Origin of the sequence: Veronia pacifica, assembly GCF_001707825.1 — a bacterium.
Taxonomy (GTDB): domain Bacteria; phylum Pseudomonadota; class Gammaproteobacteria; order Enterobacterales; family Vibrionaceae; genus Veronia; species Veronia pacifica.
Genome location: NZ_LYBM01000031.1, coordinates 1 through 20,588, shown reverse-complemented (window position 1 = coordinate 20,588; position 20,588 = coordinate 1). Strand labels below are relative to the sequence as shown.

The 20,588-nt window shown below is 47.3% G+C and carries 21 protein-coding genes, 2 tRNA genes and 1 rRNA gene; 11 read left to right on the top strand and 13 right to left on the bottom strand.

The window, feature by feature from the left end; all coding sequences use genetic code 11:
* Positions 1–86 precede the first annotated feature (86 nt).
* The 4 genes from bepA (at position 87) to A8L45_RS15630 (ending at position 2,990) form a co-directional block, all read left to right on the top strand.
* Complete coding sequence (gene bepA / locus A8L45_RS15645) at positions 87–1,547, top strand: beta-barrel assembly-enhancing protease (RefSeq protein ID WP_068903938.1); 1,461 nt, start codon at positions 87–89, stop codon at positions 1,545–1,547.
* A gap of 61 nt (positions 1,548–1,608) precedes the next feature.
* Entirely contained in the window at positions 1,609–1,959 is a 351-nt protein-coding gene (gene arsC / locus A8L45_RS15640) for an arsenate reductase (glutaredoxin) (protein WP_068903936.1), read from the top strand.
* Positions 1,959–2,546 carry an NAD(P)H:quinone oxidoreductase gene (gene wrbA, locus A8L45_RS15635; RefSeq protein WP_068903933.1) on the top strand — a complete coding sequence of 196 codons (588 nt, stop codon included), beginning with the start codon at positions 1,959–1,961 and terminating at the stop codon, positions 2,544–2,546. Before arsC ends, wrbA begins: the two co-directional genes overlap by 1 nt.
* A 30-nt stretch (positions 2,547–2,576) precedes the next feature.
* Positions 2,577–2,990 carry a DUF2069 domain-containing protein gene (locus A8L45_RS15630; protein WP_068903931.1) on the top strand — a complete coding sequence of 138 codons (414 nt, stop codon included), beginning with the start codon at positions 2,577–2,579 and terminating at the stop codon, positions 2,988–2,990.
* Positions 2,991–3,107: 117 nt separating this feature from the next.
* Here the strand turns inward: A8L45_RS15630 and A8L45_RS15625 are convergent, their stop codons facing one another.
* Together A8L45_RS15625 and A8L45_RS25825 are read right to left on the bottom strand one after the other, a co-directional pair.
* Positions 3,108–3,920: a DUF2066 domain-containing protein gene (locus A8L45_RS15625; protein ID WP_083228366.1), complete on the bottom strand. Its 813-nt coding sequence runs from the start codon at positions 3,918–3,920 to the stop codon at positions 3,108–3,110.
* On the bottom strand, positions 3,881–4,312 hold the full coding sequence (locus A8L45_RS25825; RefSeq protein WP_068903927.1) for a DUF8605 domain-containing protein: 432 nt from the start codon (positions 4,310–4,312) through the stop codon (positions 3,881–3,883). Before A8L45_RS25825 ends, A8L45_RS15625 begins: the two co-directional genes overlap by 40 nt.
* A gap of 220 nt (positions 4,313–4,532) precedes the next feature.
* Between A8L45_RS25825 and A8L45_RS15615 the strand changes: the two genes are divergently transcribed.
* Positions 4,533–5,774: a uracil-xanthine permease family protein gene (locus tag A8L45_RS15615; RefSeq protein ID WP_068903925.1), complete on the top strand. Its 1,242-nt coding sequence runs from the start codon at positions 4,533–4,535 to the stop codon at positions 5,772–5,774.
* An 80-nt stretch (positions 5,775–5,854) separates the two neighbouring features.
* On the opposite strand, the gene upp is transcribed toward A8L45_RS15615, so the two are convergent.
* Positions 5,855–6,481: a uracil phosphoribosyltransferase gene (gene upp / locus A8L45_RS15610; RefSeq protein WP_068903922.1), complete on the bottom strand. Its 627-nt coding sequence runs from the start codon at positions 6,479–6,481 to the stop codon at positions 5,855–5,857.
* A 177-nt stretch (positions 6,482–6,658) separates the two neighbouring features.
* On the opposite strand from upp, the gene purM reads away from it, so the two are divergent.
* Positions 6,659–7,702, top strand: a complete 1,044-nt coding sequence (gene purM / locus A8L45_RS15605) for a phosphoribosylformylglycinamidine cyclo-ligase (protein WP_068903919.1) — start codon at positions 6,659–6,661, stop codon at positions 7,700–7,702.
* Positions 7,695–8,333, top strand: a complete 639-nt coding sequence (purN, locus tag A8L45_RS15600) for a phosphoribosylglycinamide formyltransferase (protein WP_245680744.1) — start codon at positions 7,695–7,697, stop codon at positions 8,331–8,333. Before purM ends, purN begins: the two co-directional genes overlap by 8 nt.
* Before the next feature lie 82 nt (positions 8,334–8,415).
* On the opposite strand, the gene A8L45_RS15595 is transcribed toward purN, so the two are convergent.
* Both A8L45_RS15595 and lpcA read right to left on the bottom strand, forming a co-directional pair.
* Positions 8,416–9,219 carry a class II glutamine amidotransferase gene (locus tag A8L45_RS15595; protein ID WP_068903915.1) on the bottom strand — a complete coding sequence of 268 codons (804 nt, stop codon included), beginning with the start codon at positions 9,217–9,219 and terminating at the stop codon, positions 8,416–8,418.
* A gap of 30 nt (positions 9,220–9,249) precedes the next feature.
* Positions 9,250–9,828 carry a D-sedoheptulose 7-phosphate isomerase gene (gene lpcA / locus A8L45_RS15590; protein WP_068903913.1) on the bottom strand — a complete coding sequence of 193 codons (579 nt, stop codon included), beginning with the start codon at positions 9,826–9,828 and terminating at the stop codon, positions 9,250–9,252.
* Positions 9,829–10,140: 312 nt separating this feature from the next.
* On the opposite strand from lpcA, the gene fadE reads away from it, so the two are divergent.
* Positions 10,141–12,639, top strand: a complete 2,499-nt coding sequence (gene fadE, locus A8L45_RS15585) for an acyl-CoA dehydrogenase FadE (RefSeq protein ID WP_083228365.1) — start codon at positions 10,141–10,143, stop codon at positions 12,637–12,639.
* 89 nt (positions 12,640–12,728) lie between these two features.
* On the opposite strand, the gene A8L45_RS15580 is transcribed toward fadE, so the two are convergent.
* Positions 12,729–14,057 (bottom strand): TIGR03503 family protein, encoded by a 1,329-nt coding sequence (locus tag A8L45_RS15580; protein ID WP_083228364.1) that lies wholly within the window; start codon positions 14,055–14,057, stop codon positions 12,729–12,731.
* A 9-nt stretch (positions 14,058–14,066) separates the two neighbouring features.
* Positions 14,067–14,795: a DNA polymerase III subunit epsilon gene (dnaQ, locus tag A8L45_RS15575; protein ID WP_083228363.1), complete on the bottom strand. Its 729-nt coding sequence runs from the start codon at positions 14,793–14,795 to the stop codon at positions 14,067–14,069.
* A 51-nt stretch (positions 14,796–14,846) separates the two neighbouring features.
* On the opposite strand from dnaQ, the gene rnhA reads away from it, so the two are divergent.
* Positions 14,847–15,314, top strand: coding sequence for a ribonuclease HI (gene rnhA / locus A8L45_RS15570; RefSeq protein ID WP_068903908.1), 468 nt, complete (start codon positions 14,847–14,849; stop codon positions 15,312–15,314).
* Here rnhA and A8L45_RS15565 read toward each other — a convergent pair whose 3' ends face one another.
* Positions 15,315–16,055, bottom strand: coding sequence for a methyltransferase domain-containing protein (locus A8L45_RS15565; RefSeq protein ID WP_175402001.1), 741 nt, complete (start codon positions 16,053–16,055; stop codon positions 15,315–15,317).
* Between the two features lie 31 nt (positions 16,056–16,086).
* Between A8L45_RS15565 and gloB the strand changes: the two genes are divergently transcribed.
* Together gloB and A8L45_RS15555 are read left to right on the top strand one after the other, a co-directional pair.
* A complete protein-coding gene (gene gloB, locus A8L45_RS15560; protein WP_068903904.1) occupies positions 16,087–16,845 on the top strand; it encodes a hydroxyacylglutathione hydrolase in 759 nt (252 codons plus the stop codon).
* Positions 16,846–16,909: 64 nt separating this feature from the next.
* Positions 16,910–18,493 carry a LysM peptidoglycan-binding domain-containing protein gene (locus tag A8L45_RS15555; RefSeq protein WP_068903902.1) on the top strand — a complete coding sequence of 528 codons (1,584 nt, stop codon included), beginning with the start codon at positions 16,910–16,912 and terminating at the stop codon, positions 18,491–18,493.
* A gap of 75 nt (positions 18,494–18,568) precedes the next feature.
* Here the strand turns inward: A8L45_RS15555 and A8L45_RS15550 are convergent, their stop codons facing one another.
* The 5 genes from A8L45_RS15550 to rrf form a co-directional block, all read right to left on the bottom strand.
* On the bottom strand, positions 18,569–19,420 hold the full coding sequence (locus A8L45_RS15550; protein ID WP_068903900.1) for an endonuclease/exonuclease/phosphatase family protein: 852 nt from the start codon (positions 19,418–19,420) through the stop codon (positions 18,569–18,571).
* Positions 19,420–19,755 carry a DUF1904 family protein gene (locus A8L45_RS15545; protein WP_068903898.1) on the bottom strand — a complete coding sequence of 112 codons (336 nt, stop codon included), beginning with the start codon at positions 19,753–19,755 and terminating at the stop codon, positions 19,420–19,422. Before A8L45_RS15545 ends, A8L45_RS15550 begins: the two co-directional genes overlap by 1 nt.
* 271 nt (positions 19,756–20,026) lie before the next feature.
* Positions 20,027–20,103 (bottom strand) — tRNA-Trp (locus A8L45_RS15540).
* A gap of 34 nt (positions 20,104–20,137) precedes the next feature.
* Positions 20,138–20,214: transfer RNA gene (locus A8L45_RS15535), tRNA-Asp, on the bottom strand.
* A gap of 93 nt (positions 20,215–20,307) precedes the next feature.
* A 5S ribosomal RNA gene (gene rrf / locus A8L45_RS15530) occupies positions 20,308–20,423 on the bottom strand.
* Positions 20,424–20,588: the final 165 nt, after the last annotated feature.

Below are 20,588 nucleotides of genomic sequence, written 5' to 3'. Positions count from 1 at the left end.
AGTCGGAACACCAAAGAAACCCTGACGTCAATTAAGTGTCTATTTGATTACATCCTATGTTTTAACAAAGGTTTCATCTTCAGGTTATGCTAAAAGTCAGTAAATCACTTGCCTACCTTCTTTTCGGCGCTTTTCTGAGTAGCTCGTCAGCACTGGCTGATGATTCGACCATTGGCTACTCATTACCGGACTTAGGCACGGCGGCGGCAAGCACGCTAACTATCGACCGTGAGATCGAATACGGTGACGCGTTTGTTCGTATTTTGCGTGCTCAGCAACCCATGATCTCAGACCCACTTTTAGTAAATTATGTTAACAATCTCGGGAGTCGTTTGGTCGGCAGCGCAAACGATGTAAAAACCCCATTTTCCTTTTTGTTAATTCGTAAAAGTGATATCAACGCGTTCGCCTTTTTCGGCGGTCACATCGCGCTTCATTCTGGGTTGTTTCTTTATGCAGAAAGTGAAAGTGAACTTGCTTCAGTTGTTGCACACGAAATAGCGCACCAGACCCAACGCCACTTGGCTCGGGCGATGGAAGATCAAGCAAGACGCTCTCCGCTGACTATTGCCGCTGCTGTCGGATCAGTACTACTAGCTATTGCTGCACCAGAAGCTGGGATTGCCGCCGCTCATGCCACAGCCGCCGCTAATATCCAGAGTAAAATTAACTACACCCGCGACAACGAAAGAGAGGCCGACCGCATTGGTATAGATATTCTGGCTCGTGCCGGGTTTGACACCAATGCAATGCCAACTTTCTTTAACCGTCTGGCTGACAAATATCGCTATGCCTCTACTCCGCCAGACTTCCTGCTAACACACCCGCTACCAGATGCAAGGGTATCTGACACCAGAGCAAGAGCCAGAGGTTACCCTAAAAAATCCTTGTCGGTGTCAGCTGATTATCAGCTCGCCAGAGCGCGGATATTAGCACGTTACACTGATCATAAATCGGCACTTGATTGGTTTAACCGCAAGCTGAAAGTCGCGCCTGACTCGCTGAAACCATCGCTACAATACGGCAAAGCTATCATAAATATTGATAAAGGCAGGTTCAAAGAGGCTAAGGCACTACTCATGCCACTTTACAAAGCTGAGCCTAAAAATTTGTTTTATATTGACGCAATGACAGACTTCGATCTGGCTCAGGGGAAAACAGACCAAGCGATTAAAAGGCTCGAGAGTGCATTAGAGGTTAACCCGGATAATGCTGTGCTGATTCTGAATCTGGCCAGTGCACAGATCAAAGTCGGCCAGTTCAAGCCTGCCATCAGCAAACTGCAGCAGTATAGTTACCATCACTCCGACGACATCAATGCGTGGCTGATGTTACAAGAAGCGTATGAAAAGAGCGGGATTCGTCATGGCTCTCTGGCTGCTCAGGCTGAGCTATTCGCCCTCAGGGCAAACTGGAATGAGGCGATTAACAACTACAGCATGGCAAGTGAAATGGTGCCACTCGGCAGTCTGAATCAGGCAAGGTATGATGCCCGTATCGACCAACTTAGAAAACAGAAGCTACGGTTTGATTCACTGAGTAAGTGATCAACCCTACGGTTGACCAGCGTAAGCTGAGAAAGAAGATTTGAGAATATAAGGAAAAACCATGAGCGTCACCATTTATCACAATCCACGTTGTTCAAAAAGCCGCCAGACGCTGACTCTTCTTGAAGAGAGAGGGATTGAAGCCGATGTTGTTAAATATCTAACGACGCCGCTGTCCATTGACACACTGAAAGTGCTTTACGCACAGCTCGGTTACGCTTCCCCACGAGACATGATGCGCATCAAAGAAGATATCTATAAGTCTCTTAACCTTGGCGCAAACGATGTGACTGATCAGCAGCTCTTTGAAGCCATGGCTGAAAATCCAAAACTGATTGAAAGGCCTATCGTCGTCGCTAATGATAAGGCAGCAATGGGACGTCCACCTGAACAGGTTCTAACAATTCTGTGATGATTAAAGTACTGGTACTCTACTACAGCCGCCATGGCGGTACGCAGCAATTGGCGAGAATGGTCGCGAGGGGACTTGAGGCTGAGGGGGCAGAGGCCGTTTTACGAACGGTGCCAGACCTACCTGCGTACGGCAGCACTGCGCCCAAATCAGCAGGGCAGCCCGATGATCCTTTGGTCACTCTCTCTGATCTCAAAGCGTGTGACGGGCTTGCGATGGGGAGTCCGGTCAGATTTGGCAATATGGCAGCGCCACTAAAACACTTTTTAGACAGCACCAGCAAAGACTGGCTTTCTGGCACACTTATTGGCAAACCCGCCTTGGTGTTCAGCTCTGGCTCTATGATGCATGGCGGACAGGAAACCACTCTTCAGTCCATGATGTTGCCCTTGTTGCACCATGGAATGGTTATTGTCGGATTACCTCACAGCGAGCCAGCGTTACACTCTACCTCGTCAGGTGGTACGCCTTACGGCCCGTCTCATCTTACGTCTGAGAGTCAGCGCACTCTGACCGCCGAGGAAAAATCACTGGCTCTTGCAGCTGGCAAACGTCTTGCCAATATTGCTGAGCGATTGAAGACTTAGAAATTGAAGACCTAGAAAAGGAGTAACAGGTTGACTGTCCGACAACTCAGGTTCATTGCTCTTGGTGCCCACCTGGCTATGATTGCCCTCGTGGCACTTTGGCACAGCGTGATATTTCCTCACCCGGATATCAATCCGACGGGGATGACAGTTGCTTGGTTGCTTCCATTGTTACTGCCCCTTGTTGGAATTTTGAAGGGTAAACCGTACACGCATGCCTGGGCTAATTTTATCCTGATGTTCTACTTTCTCCATGCGTTAACCATGATTTGGGTTGATGAAGGAAAACAACTCATGGCAGTCTTTGAACTTGTACTCACCAGTATTTCGTTTATCGCGAATGTCCGCTTTGCCAAACTTAGGGGCCGCGAGCTGGGTCAGGGTCTGAAAAAACTCTCTCAGGTAGAAAAAGATGAGAAAGCATTTTTCGAGTCATCTAATTAAGCTTCAACTCGTAAACATATAAAAATAAAAAAAGCAGGCATTTGCCTGCTTTTTTTTCGTTTGCGTTATATCAATATTTTATTGCTGAATTTCATCAAACACAGCAAAGGGAAACAATCAGTTTTGTTCCTGCTCGGAATCGCTCCCAACATTAGCCGTGCTCTGCACAGCTTGTTCAACCGTGTTTTCTGATTCGGTAATATCTTCTGAAGCAGAAGGTTCCTCATTATCTGGAGTCTCCGCCTCAGGTGCTCTCGGTGCTGGAGCGGGAACCTTGCTTACGCCACGAAAGCGGTAATTCAGCTTGAGAGGAACCACCCGACCGTCAACAATTTCGGTTTCCGCGCTTCCTTTGGAAATACGACGGTCAACCATCAATTCATTGTTAAATACTTCTTCTGTACCAAGCAGGCTGATTTGAAATATCGCCTCTCCTTGCGATAAGGATTGCAACTTAAGAGATGCGATAGAGTTCAGGCCCTCAAGCGTTCTTTCAAGGGAAAAGTAATCTTCTGATGACTGTAATCCGGTGATCGACAGCAAAGTGGTGTTACTGGCGTCCCCACCAAGTGTAACGGCTGTGCGGCTCGCGTACTGATCGGCGATGGCATCAACGACATTAGCCAGTACGCCATTGATGTCTCCAGTGTCGCTTCCCTCAATCGGCGCTGAGTACTTCATATCCTGAAACTTTGGATATAGTTGCCAATCAACACGGTTCCGACGGATTTTGAGCAGAACAACGCCATCAGGGTTATATCGCTCACTGACGTCGCTCAGTGGGTTAACAAAACCACCCCATATATCCGGTGGCGACACGTTTACAACGTCATCAAAGTCACCAACAGGGACAAGAACGGGCAATCCCCTTCGCTCGCCTTCTGCTTTAATCACAGCAACTTTTTCGTCTTCAGATTGCTCCCAAAGCACCTTACGGCCGTTAGCGTGTCTTCAATGAGCCAGAACAAAACGTAAGGGCGCGGCTCTCCCCACAGGGTGGCATCGGCCTGAATCAGTAATGCACGGATTTTGCTGCTCTCGAAACCAGCCACTAGTGTCTTCTGTTCGTTCTTTTCCCCATATCCGACTGAGGAAATAAACGTATCAACCGAACCCAGAGATTTTTTGACGACAGGATTATCGACAATTTCTGACTGACCTGAAACTCTTACCAACACCTCCAGCATAGCTTTTTGCTTTGCTGCCAGCTCAGTAGCTGCATCGCTATCCTCTACCATCACCTCTGCATTGTAGAGCGATGAGGCAAAAGTGGTGAATGAAGCTAGAAAAAGTGTCGAAATTAAAACAAGTAACCTTAACATATCCGTGCCGTTCGTCTTTTTGATTGACTCTGATCATAATCGTAACCACGATCACTCAGCAATGCCAAAACAGGGAAAATGCGTTCGAAGCACTCCAATGTGCATTCTTCGTATGCAAATCATTGTCGGAATGCTCCAGATCATGGAAATCCCCCGCTCCGTGAAAGTAATCACACACCTTGTGTGATAGTATTCCGCGATTTTTTTAAGGAGCAGGTAAATGATGCAAATCCTCCAAGGGGCACAGATGCTGTTTGTCGCATTCGGTGCACTGGTATTAGTTCCATTATTGACAGGACTCGATCCTAATGTTGCGCTTTTTGGTGCAGGCGTTGGCACACTTTTATTTCAACTTATTACCAAACGCTCAGTACCTATTTTTCTTGCATCATCTTTTGCTTTTATCGCGCCCATTTTATATGGCGTTCAGGCATGGGGTATACCAGCAACAATGGGCGGCCTGATGGCAGCAGGTGTTGTCTATGTTTTATTGGGTGCAATGATAAAAGTGCGCGGAGTCGACTTCATCCATAAACTGCTTCCCCCCGTGGTTGTCGGTCCGGTAATTATGGTGATAGGCCTCGGTTTGGCTCCTGCTGCTGTTAATATGGCGCTGGGTAAATCAGGCGATGGTGGCGCTCAATTGGTTGATGGCTCGGCGGCGTTGGCCATTTCCTTGGTTTCCCTGCTGACGACTATTGTGATATCCGTTTACGCCAGAGGGATTTTCAAACTTGTTCCTATCCTATCAGGCATTATCGCTGGCTACAGTACAGCCCTGTTTTATGGTGTTGTTGACTTCACCCCAGTACAGGAGGCAGCTTGGCTAGCGATACCAGATTTCACCCTGCCTGAATTTAATATCAACGCAATCCTATTCATGATCCCAGTAGCGATTGCGCCTGCGGTGGAACATGTTGGGGATATGCTGGCGATTTCAAACGTGACGGGAAAAGACTACCTCAAAAAACCCGGCTTACACCGCACGATAGCTGGAGACGGCGTGGCAACCATGATGGCATCCATGGTGGGCGCACCGCCGAATACCACTTACAGTGAGGTGACAGGCGCAGTCATGCTGACCAAAGCATTTAACCCAGTGATCATGACGTGGGCAGCGGTGACGGCAATTGTGCTGGCATTTGTGGGTAAACTTGGGGCGATATTGCAAACCATACCCGTTCCTGTGATGGGTGGAATCATGATCCTTCTGTTCGGCTCGATTGCAACCGTTGGACTGAATACGTTGATCGCAAAACAAGTCGACCTACAAAAATCGCGCAATCTAGTGATTGTCGCAGTCACTCTGGTGTTTGGTATCGGTGGTATGGCCTTCGGTGTGGGCGAGTTCAGCCTCCAGGGCATCAGCCTCTGCGGCATTGTCGCCATTATTTTGAATCTGATCCTGCCACACGAAATGGGCGAGAACGACGTTGTAAAACAAGCTCAGACAAAAAAATGATTCTTGTTGTATTGAGTAAATAATGTCAAAAGGGGCCTAACGGCCCCTTTTATTGTTCGTTGCACTAAATGGAATGTGGTTTATTTGGTTCCGAAGATCTTATCGCCCGCATCTCCGAGACCCGGGACAATATATCCCTTATCATTTAGTTTCTCATCAATGGCGGCCGTATATAGTTCTACATTCGGATGCGCTTTTTCAAGAGCCGCAATGCCTTCAGGCGCAGCAACTAACACCAGCACCTTAATATTTTCGCAGCCATTTTCTTTGAGTAAGTCTATCGTCGCGATCATTGAGCCACCCGTCGCTAGCATCGGGTCAACCACCAGCGCCATGCGCTCTTCAATATTGCTCGCCAGTTTGTGGAAATATGGGACTGGCTCCAGTGTTTCCTCGTCACGGTAGATACCAACCACACTAATACGTGCACTCGGTACATGCTCTAAAACACCATCCATCATACCAAGACCGGCACGCAGGATAGGCACAACAGTGACTTTTTTACCTTTGATCTGGTCAACTTCAACCGGGCCATTCCAGCCCTCAATCATCACCTTTTCGGTTTCAAAATCAGACGTCGCTTCATAGGTCAGGAGACTGCCGACTTCGGTCGCCAGTTCGCGGAAACGCTTGGTGCTGATGTCGCCTTCTCGCATAAGACCAATTTTGTGTTTCACTAGTGGGTGATTCACTTCGACGATTTTCATCACAAACTCCTGCTTAATTTAAACCGCAGGCATTATACACGAGAAACCTCAGTCGGATACCTGCCCATATTAACCTCTGCGCAGTCTGTGAGAACGGATGACGCAAACGTTTTCCTTTTGTCTTATCCGCTGTTAAAATGGCGCCGCTTTTAGTCCCAACTGGTAAAGGATCCTTCAGTGAGCGGTAATAACTCTTCTCTTAGCTACAAAGATGCAGGTGTTGACATTGATGCAGGTAATGCGTTGGTCGACAGAATCAAAGGTGTGGTAAAAAAGACTCGCCGTCCTGAGGTAATGGGAGGCATTGGTGGATTCGGAGCACTTTGCGAGCTCCCAGCCGGTTATAAACAGCCAGTACTGGTTTCTGGCACCGACGGTGTTGGTACAAAACTACGTCTGGCAATGGATTTGAAAAAACACGACACCATTGGTATTGATCTGGTGGCTATGTGTGTCAACGATTTAATCGTACAGGGCGCTGAGCCGCTGTTTTTCCTCGATTATTATGCGACAGGTAAGCTGGACGTCGATACGGCAGCAGATGTTGTGACAGGTATTGGCGAAGGTTGTCAGCAATCAGGCTGCTCACTGATCGGCGGCGAAACAGCCGAAATGCCGGGTATGTATGATGGTGAAGATTATGATGTTGCTGGCTTCTGTGTCGGAGTCGTTGAAAAAGAAGACATCATCGATGGTTCAAAAGTCGCTGAAGGTGATGCTCTAATCGCACTGGCTTCCTCTGGCCCACATTCCAATGGCTACAGCCTTATCCGTAAAATCATCGAAGTTTCCGGTGCTAACTTGGATGACGACCTTAATGGTACCTCTCTGGCGGAGCAACTGCTTACCCCAACCCGTATCTACGTAAAATCCGTACTCAAAATGATGAAAGAATGCGACGTTCACGCAATCTCTCACATTACTGGCGGTGGCTTCTGGGAAAATATTCCACGAGTGCTGCCTGAAGGCACTAAAGCCGTCGTTGACGGTAACAGTTGGCAGTGGCCTGACATTTTTAACTGGCTGCAGGCAAACGGTAACGTTGATACTCATGAAATGTACCGTACATTCAACTGTGGCGTAGGTTTGGTTATTGCAATGCCTGCTGCGCAAGCTGAAAAGGCGATTACTTTACTCAACGCGGAAGGCGAAACAGCCTGGCTGTTAGGCCATATAGCTAAGGCTGAACAGGGTGAAGAGCAGGTCGAAATCCGTGACTGAGAGAAAGAAAGTTGTTGTTCTGATATCAGGAAACGGGTTAAACCTTCAGGCCATCATTGACCAATGCCATCATAAAGATGCTGACGTCGTTGCGGTGATCTCCAACAAGTCAGAGGCATTCGGACTGGAGAGAGCACGAACAGCAGAGATTGATGCGCAGGTTGTGCTGAGTAAAGGTAAAACTCGGGAGCTGTTTGACGCTGAACTGATGGCGGCCATTGATCCTCATCAACCAGATTTAGTCGTACTTGCTGGCTTTATGCGGATACTAACGCCTGAGTTTGTCAGACATTATCAGGGAAGGATGCTAAACATTCACCCCTCCCTGTTGCCCAAGTATCCGGGTCTTAACACCCACCAGCGCGCTATCGACGCGGGTGATACCGAGCATGGCACTTCAGTGCACTTTGTCACCGAGGAACTTGACGGCGGTCCTGTTGTTATTCAGGCGAGAGTGCCTGTCTTTGCTGATGACGATGCTGGCCTTCTCCATCAGCGAGTCCAAAATCAGGAAGTTAGAATTTACCCTCTGGCTGTGCAGTGGTTTTGTCGTGAAAGACTCATGATGGAAGACGGTAATGCGGTGCTTGACGGAAAGGTGCTCGGCACCTCGGGTTATGCGGCCGATTAGGCCATCAACAACGACTATAATGCAGTTAACAAAAAAACGCGCACTTAGCGCGTTTTTTCTTTTTGGCCAACACGTCAAAAGACTAAGCGTCTTCTTTGACCTGATATTCATCTTGATTGGTTGCAACAACTTCACCAAGGTGAAAAACGCAATACTCACCCTCTGACATCTTGTGCCAGTTTTCATTATTGGTCAGTGGTTGCGTCGCAATAACAGTGACCACGTCGTTCGGTGTCGTTTCTTGCTGAAAATCAACTGTCATATCATCATCAATCAAACTGGCTTTACCAAACGGCGCACGTCGGGTGATCCAGTGAAGATTATTGGTACAATATGTCATGACATAATCGCCATCGCTGAACAACATGTTAAAGACGCCCAACTCACGCAGTCTGTCACAGCGGGTGGCAATAAATGCAAACACCTCTGCCATATCATCCGGCTTTTCAGGATAGTGCTTTTCTATCTCGCTCAGCAGCCAACAAAACGCCTTTTCACTATCTGTTTCGCCTACGGGTTTAAAATGCCCTGTATCCAGCACGTCATAACCCGTCAGCTGGCCATTGTGAGCGTAGGTCCAGTACCGCCCCCAGATCTCTCGGGTAAACGGGTGGGTATTTTCAAGCGATACCTCCCCCCGGTTTGCCTGACGAATATGACTGACGACAGCACAACTTTTAATCGGGTAGCTTTGTACCAGCTGCGCTATTTTAGAATCGCAGCTAGGGTTGGGGTCCTTGAATGTTCTAAACCCTTTCCCTTCATAAAAAACGATGCCCCAGCCGTCCCGGTGAGGCCCTGTTTTCCCGCCGCGCTGAATCAGCCCAGAGAAACTGAAGCAAATATCAGTTGGAACATTGGCACTCATGCCAAGTAATTCGCACATGTTCCCTCGTGTCTTTATTTTGTTAGAGGTTTACTTTTCCATTTCCTTTTCGACCAGCTGGATCATGATATGAATGATCTTGATATGAATCTCTTGGATTCTGTCAGCATAACCAAAATGAGGAACCCGAATCTCAATATCAGCAAGACCCGCCATTTTACCGCCATCCTTTCCAGTCAGAGCGATACTCTTCATACCCTTTGCTTTCGCAGCCTCAATCGCATTGAGGATATTGCCGGAGTTCCCTGACGTAGACAGACCGAACAGGACATCACCTTCCTGACCTACCGCTTCTACGTAACGAGAGAAAACATATTCGTAACCGAAATCATTACTCACACAAGATAAGTGGCTGGGATCAGAAATAGCGATGGCCGGATAACCTGGACGATTTTCACGATAGCGCCCAGTCAGTTCCTCTGCGAAATGCATTGCATCGCAGTGTGAGCCTCCGTTTCCACATGACAGTACTTTGCCACGATTTTTGAATGAGTCAGCCAGCAGCTTTGCAGCAGCCTCAATGTTGGCAATATTTTTCTCATCTGCCAAAAAGGCATTGAGTACCTCAGCGGCTTCATTAAGTTCGGAACGAATAAGATCTTGGTACATGGAAAATACTCGATTGATATACATTTGCCGCATGTAGTATGAGACGACATGCGTGTTGCCTGAAGTTTACCTGTAAACCGAGATCACTGTCGACAGTACAGCGCACATAGTCCTTTATTCATCCGCGACAAAAAGGCAGTCTCACTCTGGTATAGGCAGACGTACTCGTCCAATTTCACAAAACAATTTCTCATTAATGAGGCGTAGTTCATCGACTTGGGGTTTTACATTCACGTAAAAAACTGATTACAATTAAGTGGTATGACCTCTTACCTTTTTTGTTTTGGGTTGCGTGAATTAGGAGAAAAAAGTATGGAAACAGCCCTTTTTGTCATCGCCTTTATCGCGGTATTAGCAACACTGGCTTATCATCAAGCGAGTTTGAAGCTGTTTACCGCCGCTGCGGCAGCGACGCTTTTCGTTGGCTCGATGCTGGATATTGTTGGCGAGGCCGCTTGGCTGGCCTTCATTGTGGTAGCTGTATTACTGAATGTTTCATCTTTTCGTCAAAACTGGTTGTCCAAGCCAGTGCTCAAAGCCTTCAAATCTGTAATGCCAGAAATGTCGCGTACCGAGCAGGAAGCGATTGATGCAGGTACAGTATGGTGGGACGCAGATTTATTTAGCGGTTCCCCTGACTGGAATAAACTGCACGACGTACCCGCTCCTCGTCTCAGCGCGGAAGAGCAGGCGTTTCTTGACGGTCCTGTTAACGAAGTGTGTAGTATGGTTAACGAGTGGGAAGTGACTCACGAGCGTGCCGACTTACCACCGGAAGTATGGCAATACCTGAAAGACAACAAATTCTTCGCAATGATCATCCAGAAAAAATATGGTGGTCTGGAATTCTCAGCCTATGCTCAGTCTCTCGTGCTGCAGCGACTTGGCACAGTATCGGGTGTAATGGCCGCCACCGTTGGTGTACCCAACAGTCTTGGTCCGGGCGAATTGCTCCAACACTACGGAACTGAAGATCAAAAAAATCAATATCTGCCTCGCCTTGCTGCAGGTAAAGAAATCCCATGTTTTGCGCTGACAAGCCCTGAAGCGGGTTCTGACGCAGGTTCAATCCCTGATGAAGGTATCGTTTGTAAAGGCATGTGGGAAGGCAAAGAAGTTCTGGGTATGTCATTGACGTGGAACAAGCGTTATATCACGCTGGCTCCTGTTGCGACTGTACTTGGACTTGCGTTCAAACTGAAAGACCCTGAAGGCCTTCTTGGTGACGAGAAAGAGCTGGGCATCACCTGTGCTCTGATACCAACGGATCTTGAGGGTGTTGAGACGGGCCGTCGTCATTTCCCGCTGAACATGCCGTTCATGAATGGTCCAACGAAAGGTAAGGACATTTTTGTTCCTATTGATTTCATTATTGGTGGACCAAAAATGGCAGGACAAGGCTGGCGTATGCTGGTTGAGTGTCTCTCAGTAGGCCGCGCTATCACGCTTCCTGCTGCCGCTGCATCAGGTGCAAAAACTGGTGCACTTGCAACAGGTGCTTATGCACGCATCAGACGCCAGTTCAAGCTGCCTATCGGTAAAATGGAAGGTATCGAAGAGCCAATGGCACGCATCGGTGGTAACGCATATGTTCTGGATGCTATGAACCGCCTGACACTGGCTGCTATAGACATGGGTGAAAAACCTTCTGTCATCTCGGCAATCATGAAGTACCACTCCACTGACCGTGCTCAGAAGCTCGCCGTGGACGCTATGGATGTTGTTGGTGGTAAAGGTATCTGCCTTGGTCCAAGTAACCCTGCAGGCCGTGCATACCAAGCAGCACCCATTGCTGTGACGGTAGAAGGTGCAAACATTCTTACCCGTTGTCTGGTTATCTTTGGTCAGGGTGCAATTCGTTGCCATCCTTATGTTCTTGCTGAGATGAACGCAGCAAAAGAAGCCGACAACTCCAAATCGTTGAGAGATTTCGACAGTGCTTTCTTTGGACACATTGGCTTTGTATTTAGCAATATGTCTCGTGCTATCTGGCTCAGCCTGACAGACGGCAGACTCTCTGCAGCGCCGCGTAAAGATGAAACCAAGCGCTACTACCAGCAGATGAACCGCTACAGTGCGATGTTACCTTTCCTGACTGATGTTGCGATGGCAACGATGGGCGGTAACCTTAAGCGTAAAGAGCGTACGTCGGCTCGTCTTGGTGATGTCTTAAGTCAACTGTATATCACTTCGGCTATCCTGAAGCGTTATGCAGATGAAGGCTATCAGAAAGACGACCTGCCACTGGTTCACTGGGGCTGTCAAGATGCGCTGTACAAAGCTGAAAGAGCGATTATCGACTTTTTAGATAACTTCAGCTTCCGTGCAGTCGCCGTTCCTTTGAAAGTGCTTCTGTTCCCATTTGGTACCAGCCGTAAACCAACCAGCGATAAATTGGATGGTGAAATTGCACGTATCATTCAGACTCCGGGCGCGACCCGTGACCGTATTGGATTCAACCAGTTCAGAGAGCCAACTGAATTCAATAACTTCGGACTGCTGGAAAAAGCATTCCTTGAGATCCTGAAAGCTGAGCCTATTCACGCGAAAATCGTGAAGGCTACCGGAGAGAAACATCCGTTTATGTTCTTGGACAAGCTGGCAGATATCGGTCTTGAGGCTAACGCTATCACTGAGAGCGAAGCTGAAATACTCCGCACCGCTGAAGTGGGCCGATTGAAAGTCATCAATGTTGACGACTTCAACTCTGACTACCTGAAAGCAGGTCTGACTGGCAAAGATGGAGAAGAAAAAGAGAAGCCTGTCAAAGCAACGCGCTCCCGAGCCAAGAAGACAACCACAGCTGCATAATGCACTGACTTGGCTCTAGAAAGCCACAATGAAAAAAGGAGAAGCATCTGCTTCTCCTTTTTTATTTCCAATTCCACACTAAGAGGCAATCAGGCCGCTTTATTATCCTCTGCCTCAGGTTCAGTAGCGGGTTCATCTTCTCCAGGAAGCTCTCCATCGTCCCCTTCTTCTGCCGCCAGCCTCTTGGCTTTAATTTTGCGCATAACAAACCAGCCAGTCAGGAACAGGATGAGCAACAGAGTATTGCCACCAATAATGGTAATTAATGCAGTGCTCTTATCGGCTGCTTTTTTCTCTTCAATTTTTGCGGCCTCTTCAGCCAGACGCTGAGCTTCTTCCTGCGCTTCCTTCTCTTTTCGAGCCTGTTCAAGCACAGCAAAATCTTCAACTTCAAAGGTTTGCTCGGCGACAGGGAAAATGAGAGGTCTGGCAGAAACTTTGTCTGTCGCATAGATCCACGCCTGCCATTTATGGATGCCGGGTGTTTCGAAGTTAGTGACATTGACTTCGAGATAGCTGAGGCCTTGCACCGCATTGCCCTGAAAGAGGCTGACTTTATTTTTGTCGTCAGTAAATTCAGCATGCACTGCCAAAGACCCCTGCTGGATACTGGCAGAGTCTGACTCAATAAGGAGAAGGTGCGGATTGATTTTACGTCGACTCTGCTTGAAGACGGCCATCACAGGGCTTGGATAAACAAGAATGTCCTGCTCTATTGCACGGAAGAAAATACCATTGCCTGTCTCGGCTCTCAGCTTATACTTACCGGGTGACACATTGATATGAAATTCTGCGGTGAATATACCGTCACGTGGCATTTCATCAAAATCATTACCATCGTCTTTAAGCCTGCCAAGTAAGAAGGTTCTTGGCTCATCTGCGATTTCTTCCTCTTCCGGTGAATCTGTATCATCGAAAACCTCGACCAAAGAGACTTTCAGCGCCACCTTGTTGATGAAATCACGACGCACATACTTCTTACCGTCTAATAAAATCCGGGCTGTCATCTTAATCGTTTCACCTTCATAGAGGGTCGAAGGGAAGTCATCAATATGCAGCTTCAAATCCGTCATTATCTGAACTTTATTATCAGAAGACACCTTGCCAATCGCTTGCCATGGACCGGGCATAGGGTTAGAAATGGAAACAATATCCATGTCTACTGTTTGCTGCCAATATACGTAATCGGGATGGCGTGATTTGTAGTATTTTTTGCCATCAGGGCGGACAAGAACAACAGACTTACTTTCACTCTCCCTGCGGATCACGAAAGTGACCTGACTCATCGTCGGGTCAATGCGAAATCGATTATCGAGTATGTTCATTTCCACCGGCTCAGCAGGTATCGCCGCGCCAGTGTAATTAGAAAATGTAAGACAACATGCTAAACCAACGCCTGTTGTCCAACGATAACTCATAACCTCTCCCTATATACGCCAAAGGCAGCTACCCTTTTTCTCAATCGTATCCAGCTGCGCCTCATGTTCTATCAGTTCATCGGCAGACGCGGCTATGATCTTTAGCGATTTTGTCTTGTCAGCTTTGCGAATTGAGATGCCACCTGCTTCCCCGCCAGATCCATCAGACTCGGAGAACGCAAGTTTAGTTTGGCCTCCCGTCATCAGAAGATACACATCTGCAAGGATCTCGGCATCGAGCAGTGCGCCGTGCAAAGTACGGTGGGAATTATCTATTCCGTAGCGGTCACAGAGAACATCAAGGTTATTTCGTTTACCCGGAAATAACTTTTTCGCCATCGCCAGTGTATCGGTAACATGACAAAAATCAGTGGTTTTACCCACATTGAAATCTAGCTTACTGAACTCATAATCCATGAAGCCGACATCGAAGGGAGCATTATGTGCGACGAGCTCAGCACCTTTAATGAACTCAAGGAACTCCTGATGTACTTCGTGATATTCAGGTTTATCAACCAGAAAATCATCAGTGATACCGTGAACAGCAATAGCTTCAGGGTCTATTTCTCTATCCGGTTTGATATACACATGAAAATGGTTGCCGGTCAGTTTGCGGTTAACAATTTCAACGGCACCGATTTCAATGATCTTGTGGCCTTGGTAGTGAGGCCCCCCTTCCCGGTTCATTCCGGTTGTTTCCGTATCGAGTACGATAATTCTGTCGTAGCTGGCTTTCATGGCAACACTTATGTAAGACTGGACGATTAATTAAAAGTGATATTAACAAATATGGTCAAACAGGTAGAAATTTTCACGGATGGTTCTTGTCTAGGTAATCCCGGGCCCGGTGGATTTGGTGTTGTACTCAGATACAAGCAACACGAAAAGGAATTAAGTCAGGGCTTCATGATGACAACGAATAACCGCATGGAGCTGATGGCCGCAATAAAGGGGCTGGCTAGCCTGAAAGAATCCTGTAGTGTAACGCTAACCACAGATAGTCAGTATGTTCGTCAGGGAATCATGCAGTGGATACACAACTGGAAAAAACGCGGCTGGCAAACTGCGGATAAAAAGCCAGTTAAAAATGCCGACCTATGGAAGCAGTTGGATGAAGAAACCCGACGCCATCAAGTTAACTGGGAATGGGTGAAAGGACATGCCGGACACCCGGAAAATGAGAGATGTGATGTTCTCGCCAGAGATGCAGCAGGCTCGCCATCGAAGGATGACACAGGGTATCAGCAGGAAAAGTGATTAGGCTGCATCAGTTTCACTCCGGGTACGATAGTTAACCCCGACAGGAGAAAAGCCTTTTCTCAGTTTCCAGGCTGGCTTTATCGGTTTCAGAGGATAAGTGCGCTTTCGAGCCACAATAAAATACAACGAGCCGATGGCAGGTAAAAGCCCTGAAAATGACGTCTCTAGCCAAATACCGCTCATGCGATCTTTGGTCGTCGGCAGTAGGCCAAAACAGGACAATTCAACCACTTCATAATTTAAAACACCCAACCAATCCTTGACCCGGAGCGGAGTAAACATTCGCCCGCTCCATGGCAGGTGTCCCTTTCGCCAGGGAAGCACTCGACCCACCCCCATAACGCTGCAGGGATTAACACCGGTAATAATCACATAACCATCGTCTATCATGACACGGTCAATTTCGCGCAGTAGGCGATGGGGGTCATCGGTATAGTCGAGTTGATTAGCCAACACACAGACATCAAACGCCTTATCGACAAATGGAAGTTCATAGCCGTTGGCCTCAAGTGTGCGTAAGGGATTGATCTTATCGATGCAAATCTGATGCTGAATGTTACAATGACCACTTGCGAGTTCACAGCTCAGGCCACCAAGCTTCAAAAGATGGTAGCCAAAAAACTTTGGTAACCATTCGTCCAAGCGGCATTGGATGTGTCTGCACGCCCATTCGCCATGGGCAAATTGCTCCCATGTATAAGGGTATTCTAGTGGACGTCGACTACGTGCTGGTTTCATAAGTAATAATGCGTACAGCTGGAGAAAAATAATGCTATCTGTAACAAGCATACCTGCATTCACTGACAATTACATCTGGCTGTTAAATAATGATGAGAATCAGTGCATTGTTGTTGATCCTGGAGATGCCGCGCCTGTGATCGAGTGCCTCGAGGCGTCGTCTTTGCAGTTGATTGCGATACTGATTACCCACCATCATGCAGACCATACTGGCGGAATCAACGCACTGACGGAGCGCTGGCCTGAGATTAAAGTATACGGGCCTGAAAAAGAGAATATCCGAGGTCTGACCCACACCCTCACTGAGGGCGATAGCATTGACCTTCTCGGCGAAACATTCGATGTTCTCGACGTTATTGGTCATACTCGCGGACATATTGCTTATCTCACTGCAGGGAAAGTATTCTGCGGTGATACCCTATTTTCTGGTGGCTGCGGTCGATTATTTGAAGGAACGCCGGAGCAAATGCTTCGCTCTTTGAACAAGCTGAAGTCTTTGCCAGATGAAACGAAAGTGTATTGCGCTCATGAATACACAGCCTCTAATCTGCGGTTTGCCACAACCGTCGATTATGGCAATAAAGCGCTCATCGATTACCAAAAAAATGTGAATGAGCTCCGCAATAATGGACTGAGTTCAATACCAACAACAATTGGTGTTGAAAAAGCAATCAATCCTTTCCTAAGGTGCGATAACAGGGATGTCATGTTTTCTGTCAATAACAGAAAACCCGTCACCAATGAACTTGAAACCTTCACAGAATTACGTCTCTGGAAAGACAATTTTTAATGGTGTAATTTTTGTGAACAAACACTTTTCACCCCAATCAGGGAATATTAAAGGTTTTCTAACAATGAAGTTCCGCTTTCTGATCTTGAGTTTTATTGTACTGTCAGGCTGTAGCCTCGTGCAGACTCCTGATACGACTAATACCGAGACGGAAACGTCTGATTCCAACAAAGTTGAAACTGTCGAAGAGACAACGGCTAACAATGATGTAGCAACAACGGTCACTACGCCAGAGGTCACTGAGCCCGCAAAACCCATACCTCAACTGGAAGAAGACGTGTGGCAGCGTATTGCCATGCAATTGTATTTTGATATACCTGAGAATAAACGGGTTAAGTACTACCGAAACTGGTATCTGAAGCGACCAACCCATATGGAAACGGTGTCAGCAAGGGCCCAACCGTTCCTTTATATGATCACCGAAAAAATTGAACAACGCGGCATGCCGCTTGAGCTGGCTCTGCTGCCAGTGGTGGAAAGTGCTTACGATCAGTTTGCGTATTCTCACGGCCGTGCCGCAGGTCTTTGGCAGTTTGTTCCCGAAACAGGAAAACGTTTCGGTTTAGCACAAAATTGGTGGTATGACGGTCGACGGGATATAGAGGCATCAACAGATGCAGCTCTCGATTTACTGGCGTATCTCAATAGAAAATTTGATGGTGACTGGCTGTTAGCTCTCGCTGCCTACAATACTGGCGAGGGGCGAGTTTTCAGGGCAATGAGAAATAACCGAAAGGCAGGAAAACCGACCGACTTTTGGGCACTGGATCTTCCGAAGGAAACACGAGGTTATGTACCCAAGCTTATTGCGCTGGCTGATCTGGTAAAAAATAAAGAGCACTACGGCTTATCGTTACCCGCAATTGATAACAAACCTGTTCTGACAAAGATTGAGCCTCAAATGCAGATGGACCTCGCTTTAGCTGCCAACTATGCCGGGTTAACGCTTTCAAAACTACAGCAGCTCAATCCCGGTTATAATCATTGGGCAACAGCGCCTGAGGGACCAAACCATCTCTTGTTACCCCTAGAAAAAGTCGACAGATTTAATAGTGAGCTGGCAAAAAATAAAAATCGTGGCGTTCAGGTTGTTCGATACAAGGTGAAAAGCGGCGACTCCCTCGGGCTCATCGCACAACGAAATAACACTACGGTCAAAATCATCCAGCGTGCTAATCAACTCTCTGGTACACGTATACGTGCCGGTCAGCACCTTCTCATTCCAAAATCCATCCAGGATGAGGCACACTATACCTTCAGCGCTCCGCAAAGACTGGCAAAAATCACCAGTCAGTCGCATGGCAACTACAAACTCAAACATACAGTGAAAAGCGGTGAAAGCCTCTGGATAATCGGTCGCCAGTATAAGGTCTCTCACAAAACCTTAGCTCGCTGGAATGGTATGAGCCCGAAGGATACTCTGAGACCCGGGCAAAAACTGGTGATTTGGAAAGAAGCGAAAAGTGGCGAAAGAATAAAGACCATCACCTATCAGATTCGACGTGGCGACTCGCTGAGCAGTATTGCTGCAAAATATAAAGTCTCTGTGACACAGTTGAGGAAGTGGAACTCACTAAGAAAGGGGTCATATCTTCAGCCCGGTCAAAAACTCAAGTTGCACATCAATATCAACAACGTGAGCGCATAATCGCAGAATATCATTGTTAGGGGAGGCAGAAAGCCTCCTCTTTTCTATGCAATGCAGATCAATAACGCAAGCTATTTAATTGGGAGGGATTCTAAACCTTACAACCATTGGTGAATGGTCTGAGGTATGAGTTTCAACGACATCGGCCCCATCCAGTAACAGCCCTCGATAATAAATATGATCAAGAGGGAATCCAAACACTCTGAGTCTGTGATCATTTTCAGGTTCAAATCCTACTTGCTTGAGCCCTAATGATCCCATTTTTTCATTCATTATTCTGGTCCTGCTGATACTCCAGCTATTAAAGTCACCAGCAATAATAATGGGCCCCTCAAAGTACATCACAGCCTCAATAAGAGTATCTAGCTGCTCTTGGTACTCTTCTGTCCCCATCGTAAAGTTGACTGCATGTATATTAACCACTGATAGAAGACGGCCGTCAGACAAAGGGTAAACTGTCTTTACCGCGCTTTTGGGCAAACGCAAGAGCGGCTCCGTCGTGAGATAAGCGCAAGCTTCACGAGGTAATTGCCGGGACAACGTCATTACCCCCGCAACTTGATTAGCAAAAGAAAAGGCGTAAGCCTGATCATGATGCCATTCATTAGTTCTGACCCAGGTACGCATTCCCGGTTTACCCTGTGCTTCTTGTAGCAGCATTAGCTGACTGACATCAGCAAGTGTAGAGAGTGTCTTATTCCACCCCCGCTTTTGCTGTTTGTAGATATTCCAAACGGCCAAAGTAAGGCTTTTATCTGTATCAATCGCCAACCCAGAAGGATAAACCCTGCATTGGGCCTCAACCTCACTGCCTGTTGCCGAAAGTTTGGCCCTATCGGGAATGACAAAAAGCCGATTCAAAATAATGCCCCCAAACATCACAGTAACGATGCCAGTGAGCACAAGGCGTCGACGCCAACGGCTCATTAATAATGGCTACCATTATCATAGTATTGAGCAGGAACCAGCGCGTTAAAGATTACTGCAATATCTTTGTTTTGATCACCAATGAGATCTCTTATCTGGACTGTGACCTCACTCGCTACTCGGTTCTGAGTTTCCTGTCCTCGGTCAAACCACATCACCTCAACAAAGGGGTAATCATTGCCTTGCTGACCACGAAAGTAAAAAGTTGAGGGTATGAATTCAAAAGTGAAATCTTCTTCCGGACAATCCATCAGTGGCTGCAAAGGCGTGAGCAGACTCTCTGATAACGTCGCGACATGTTTTTCTTCAATTGCCCGGAAACGAAAATGTGGCATAAGTAAACCTCTGGATAACTTGATGTTGTAGTGTAGCCTAAACCGCACTTTGAGTTTACCCCTGTCAAAACTCGTTCAGCGTGGTGATCCATTATGAGAATAACGAAAAGATATGCTGTGGATCATGCTTAAATCGGGTTTTGTAATTTAATAAGGGAAGAAATTCGAAGGAGCATGGTATTAGATGTATTGACGCCTCACAATCCGTTTGATTATGAAGCCAAAAAGCCCATACAAAAAAGCCCCAGCATTGCTGCTGAGGCTTTGAATGTGGCAGGGGTGGAGGGATTCGAACCCCCAACACGCGGATTTGGAATCCGCTGCTCTGCCAATTGGAGCTACACCCCTGTAGTCAGTTTAAAGAGCTGACACTCTGAAAAAGTGGCGGAGCGGACGGGACTCGAACCCGCGACCCCCGGCGTGACAGGCCGGTATTCTAACCAACTGAACTACCGCTCCACTCAATCCTGAGTAACAAATAAAGTCTTATCGTCGCTGCTCTATTTGTTTTTGCCTTCATCTTTTTCTCAGAAAGATGAAAGCGATGTTTAAGCCTGGCGATGTCCTACTCTCACATGGGGAGACCCCACACTACCATCGGCGCTGTTGCGTTTCACTACTGAGTTCGGCATGGAATCAGGTGGGTCCACAACGCTATGGTCGCCAAGCAAATTCTTGAGGCTTTATCCCGCTGGCTATAAAAACCGCTCGCTGCGTTTGTTTGCTCTCTCGTTCAGTTATGTAAAGATGTACACGCCTTCGCTCGACTCACAAACCGCATTGCTATCGCTTTTTATCCCTGCGCTGTTTCTGCGCTAGCCGGATAAATCCAT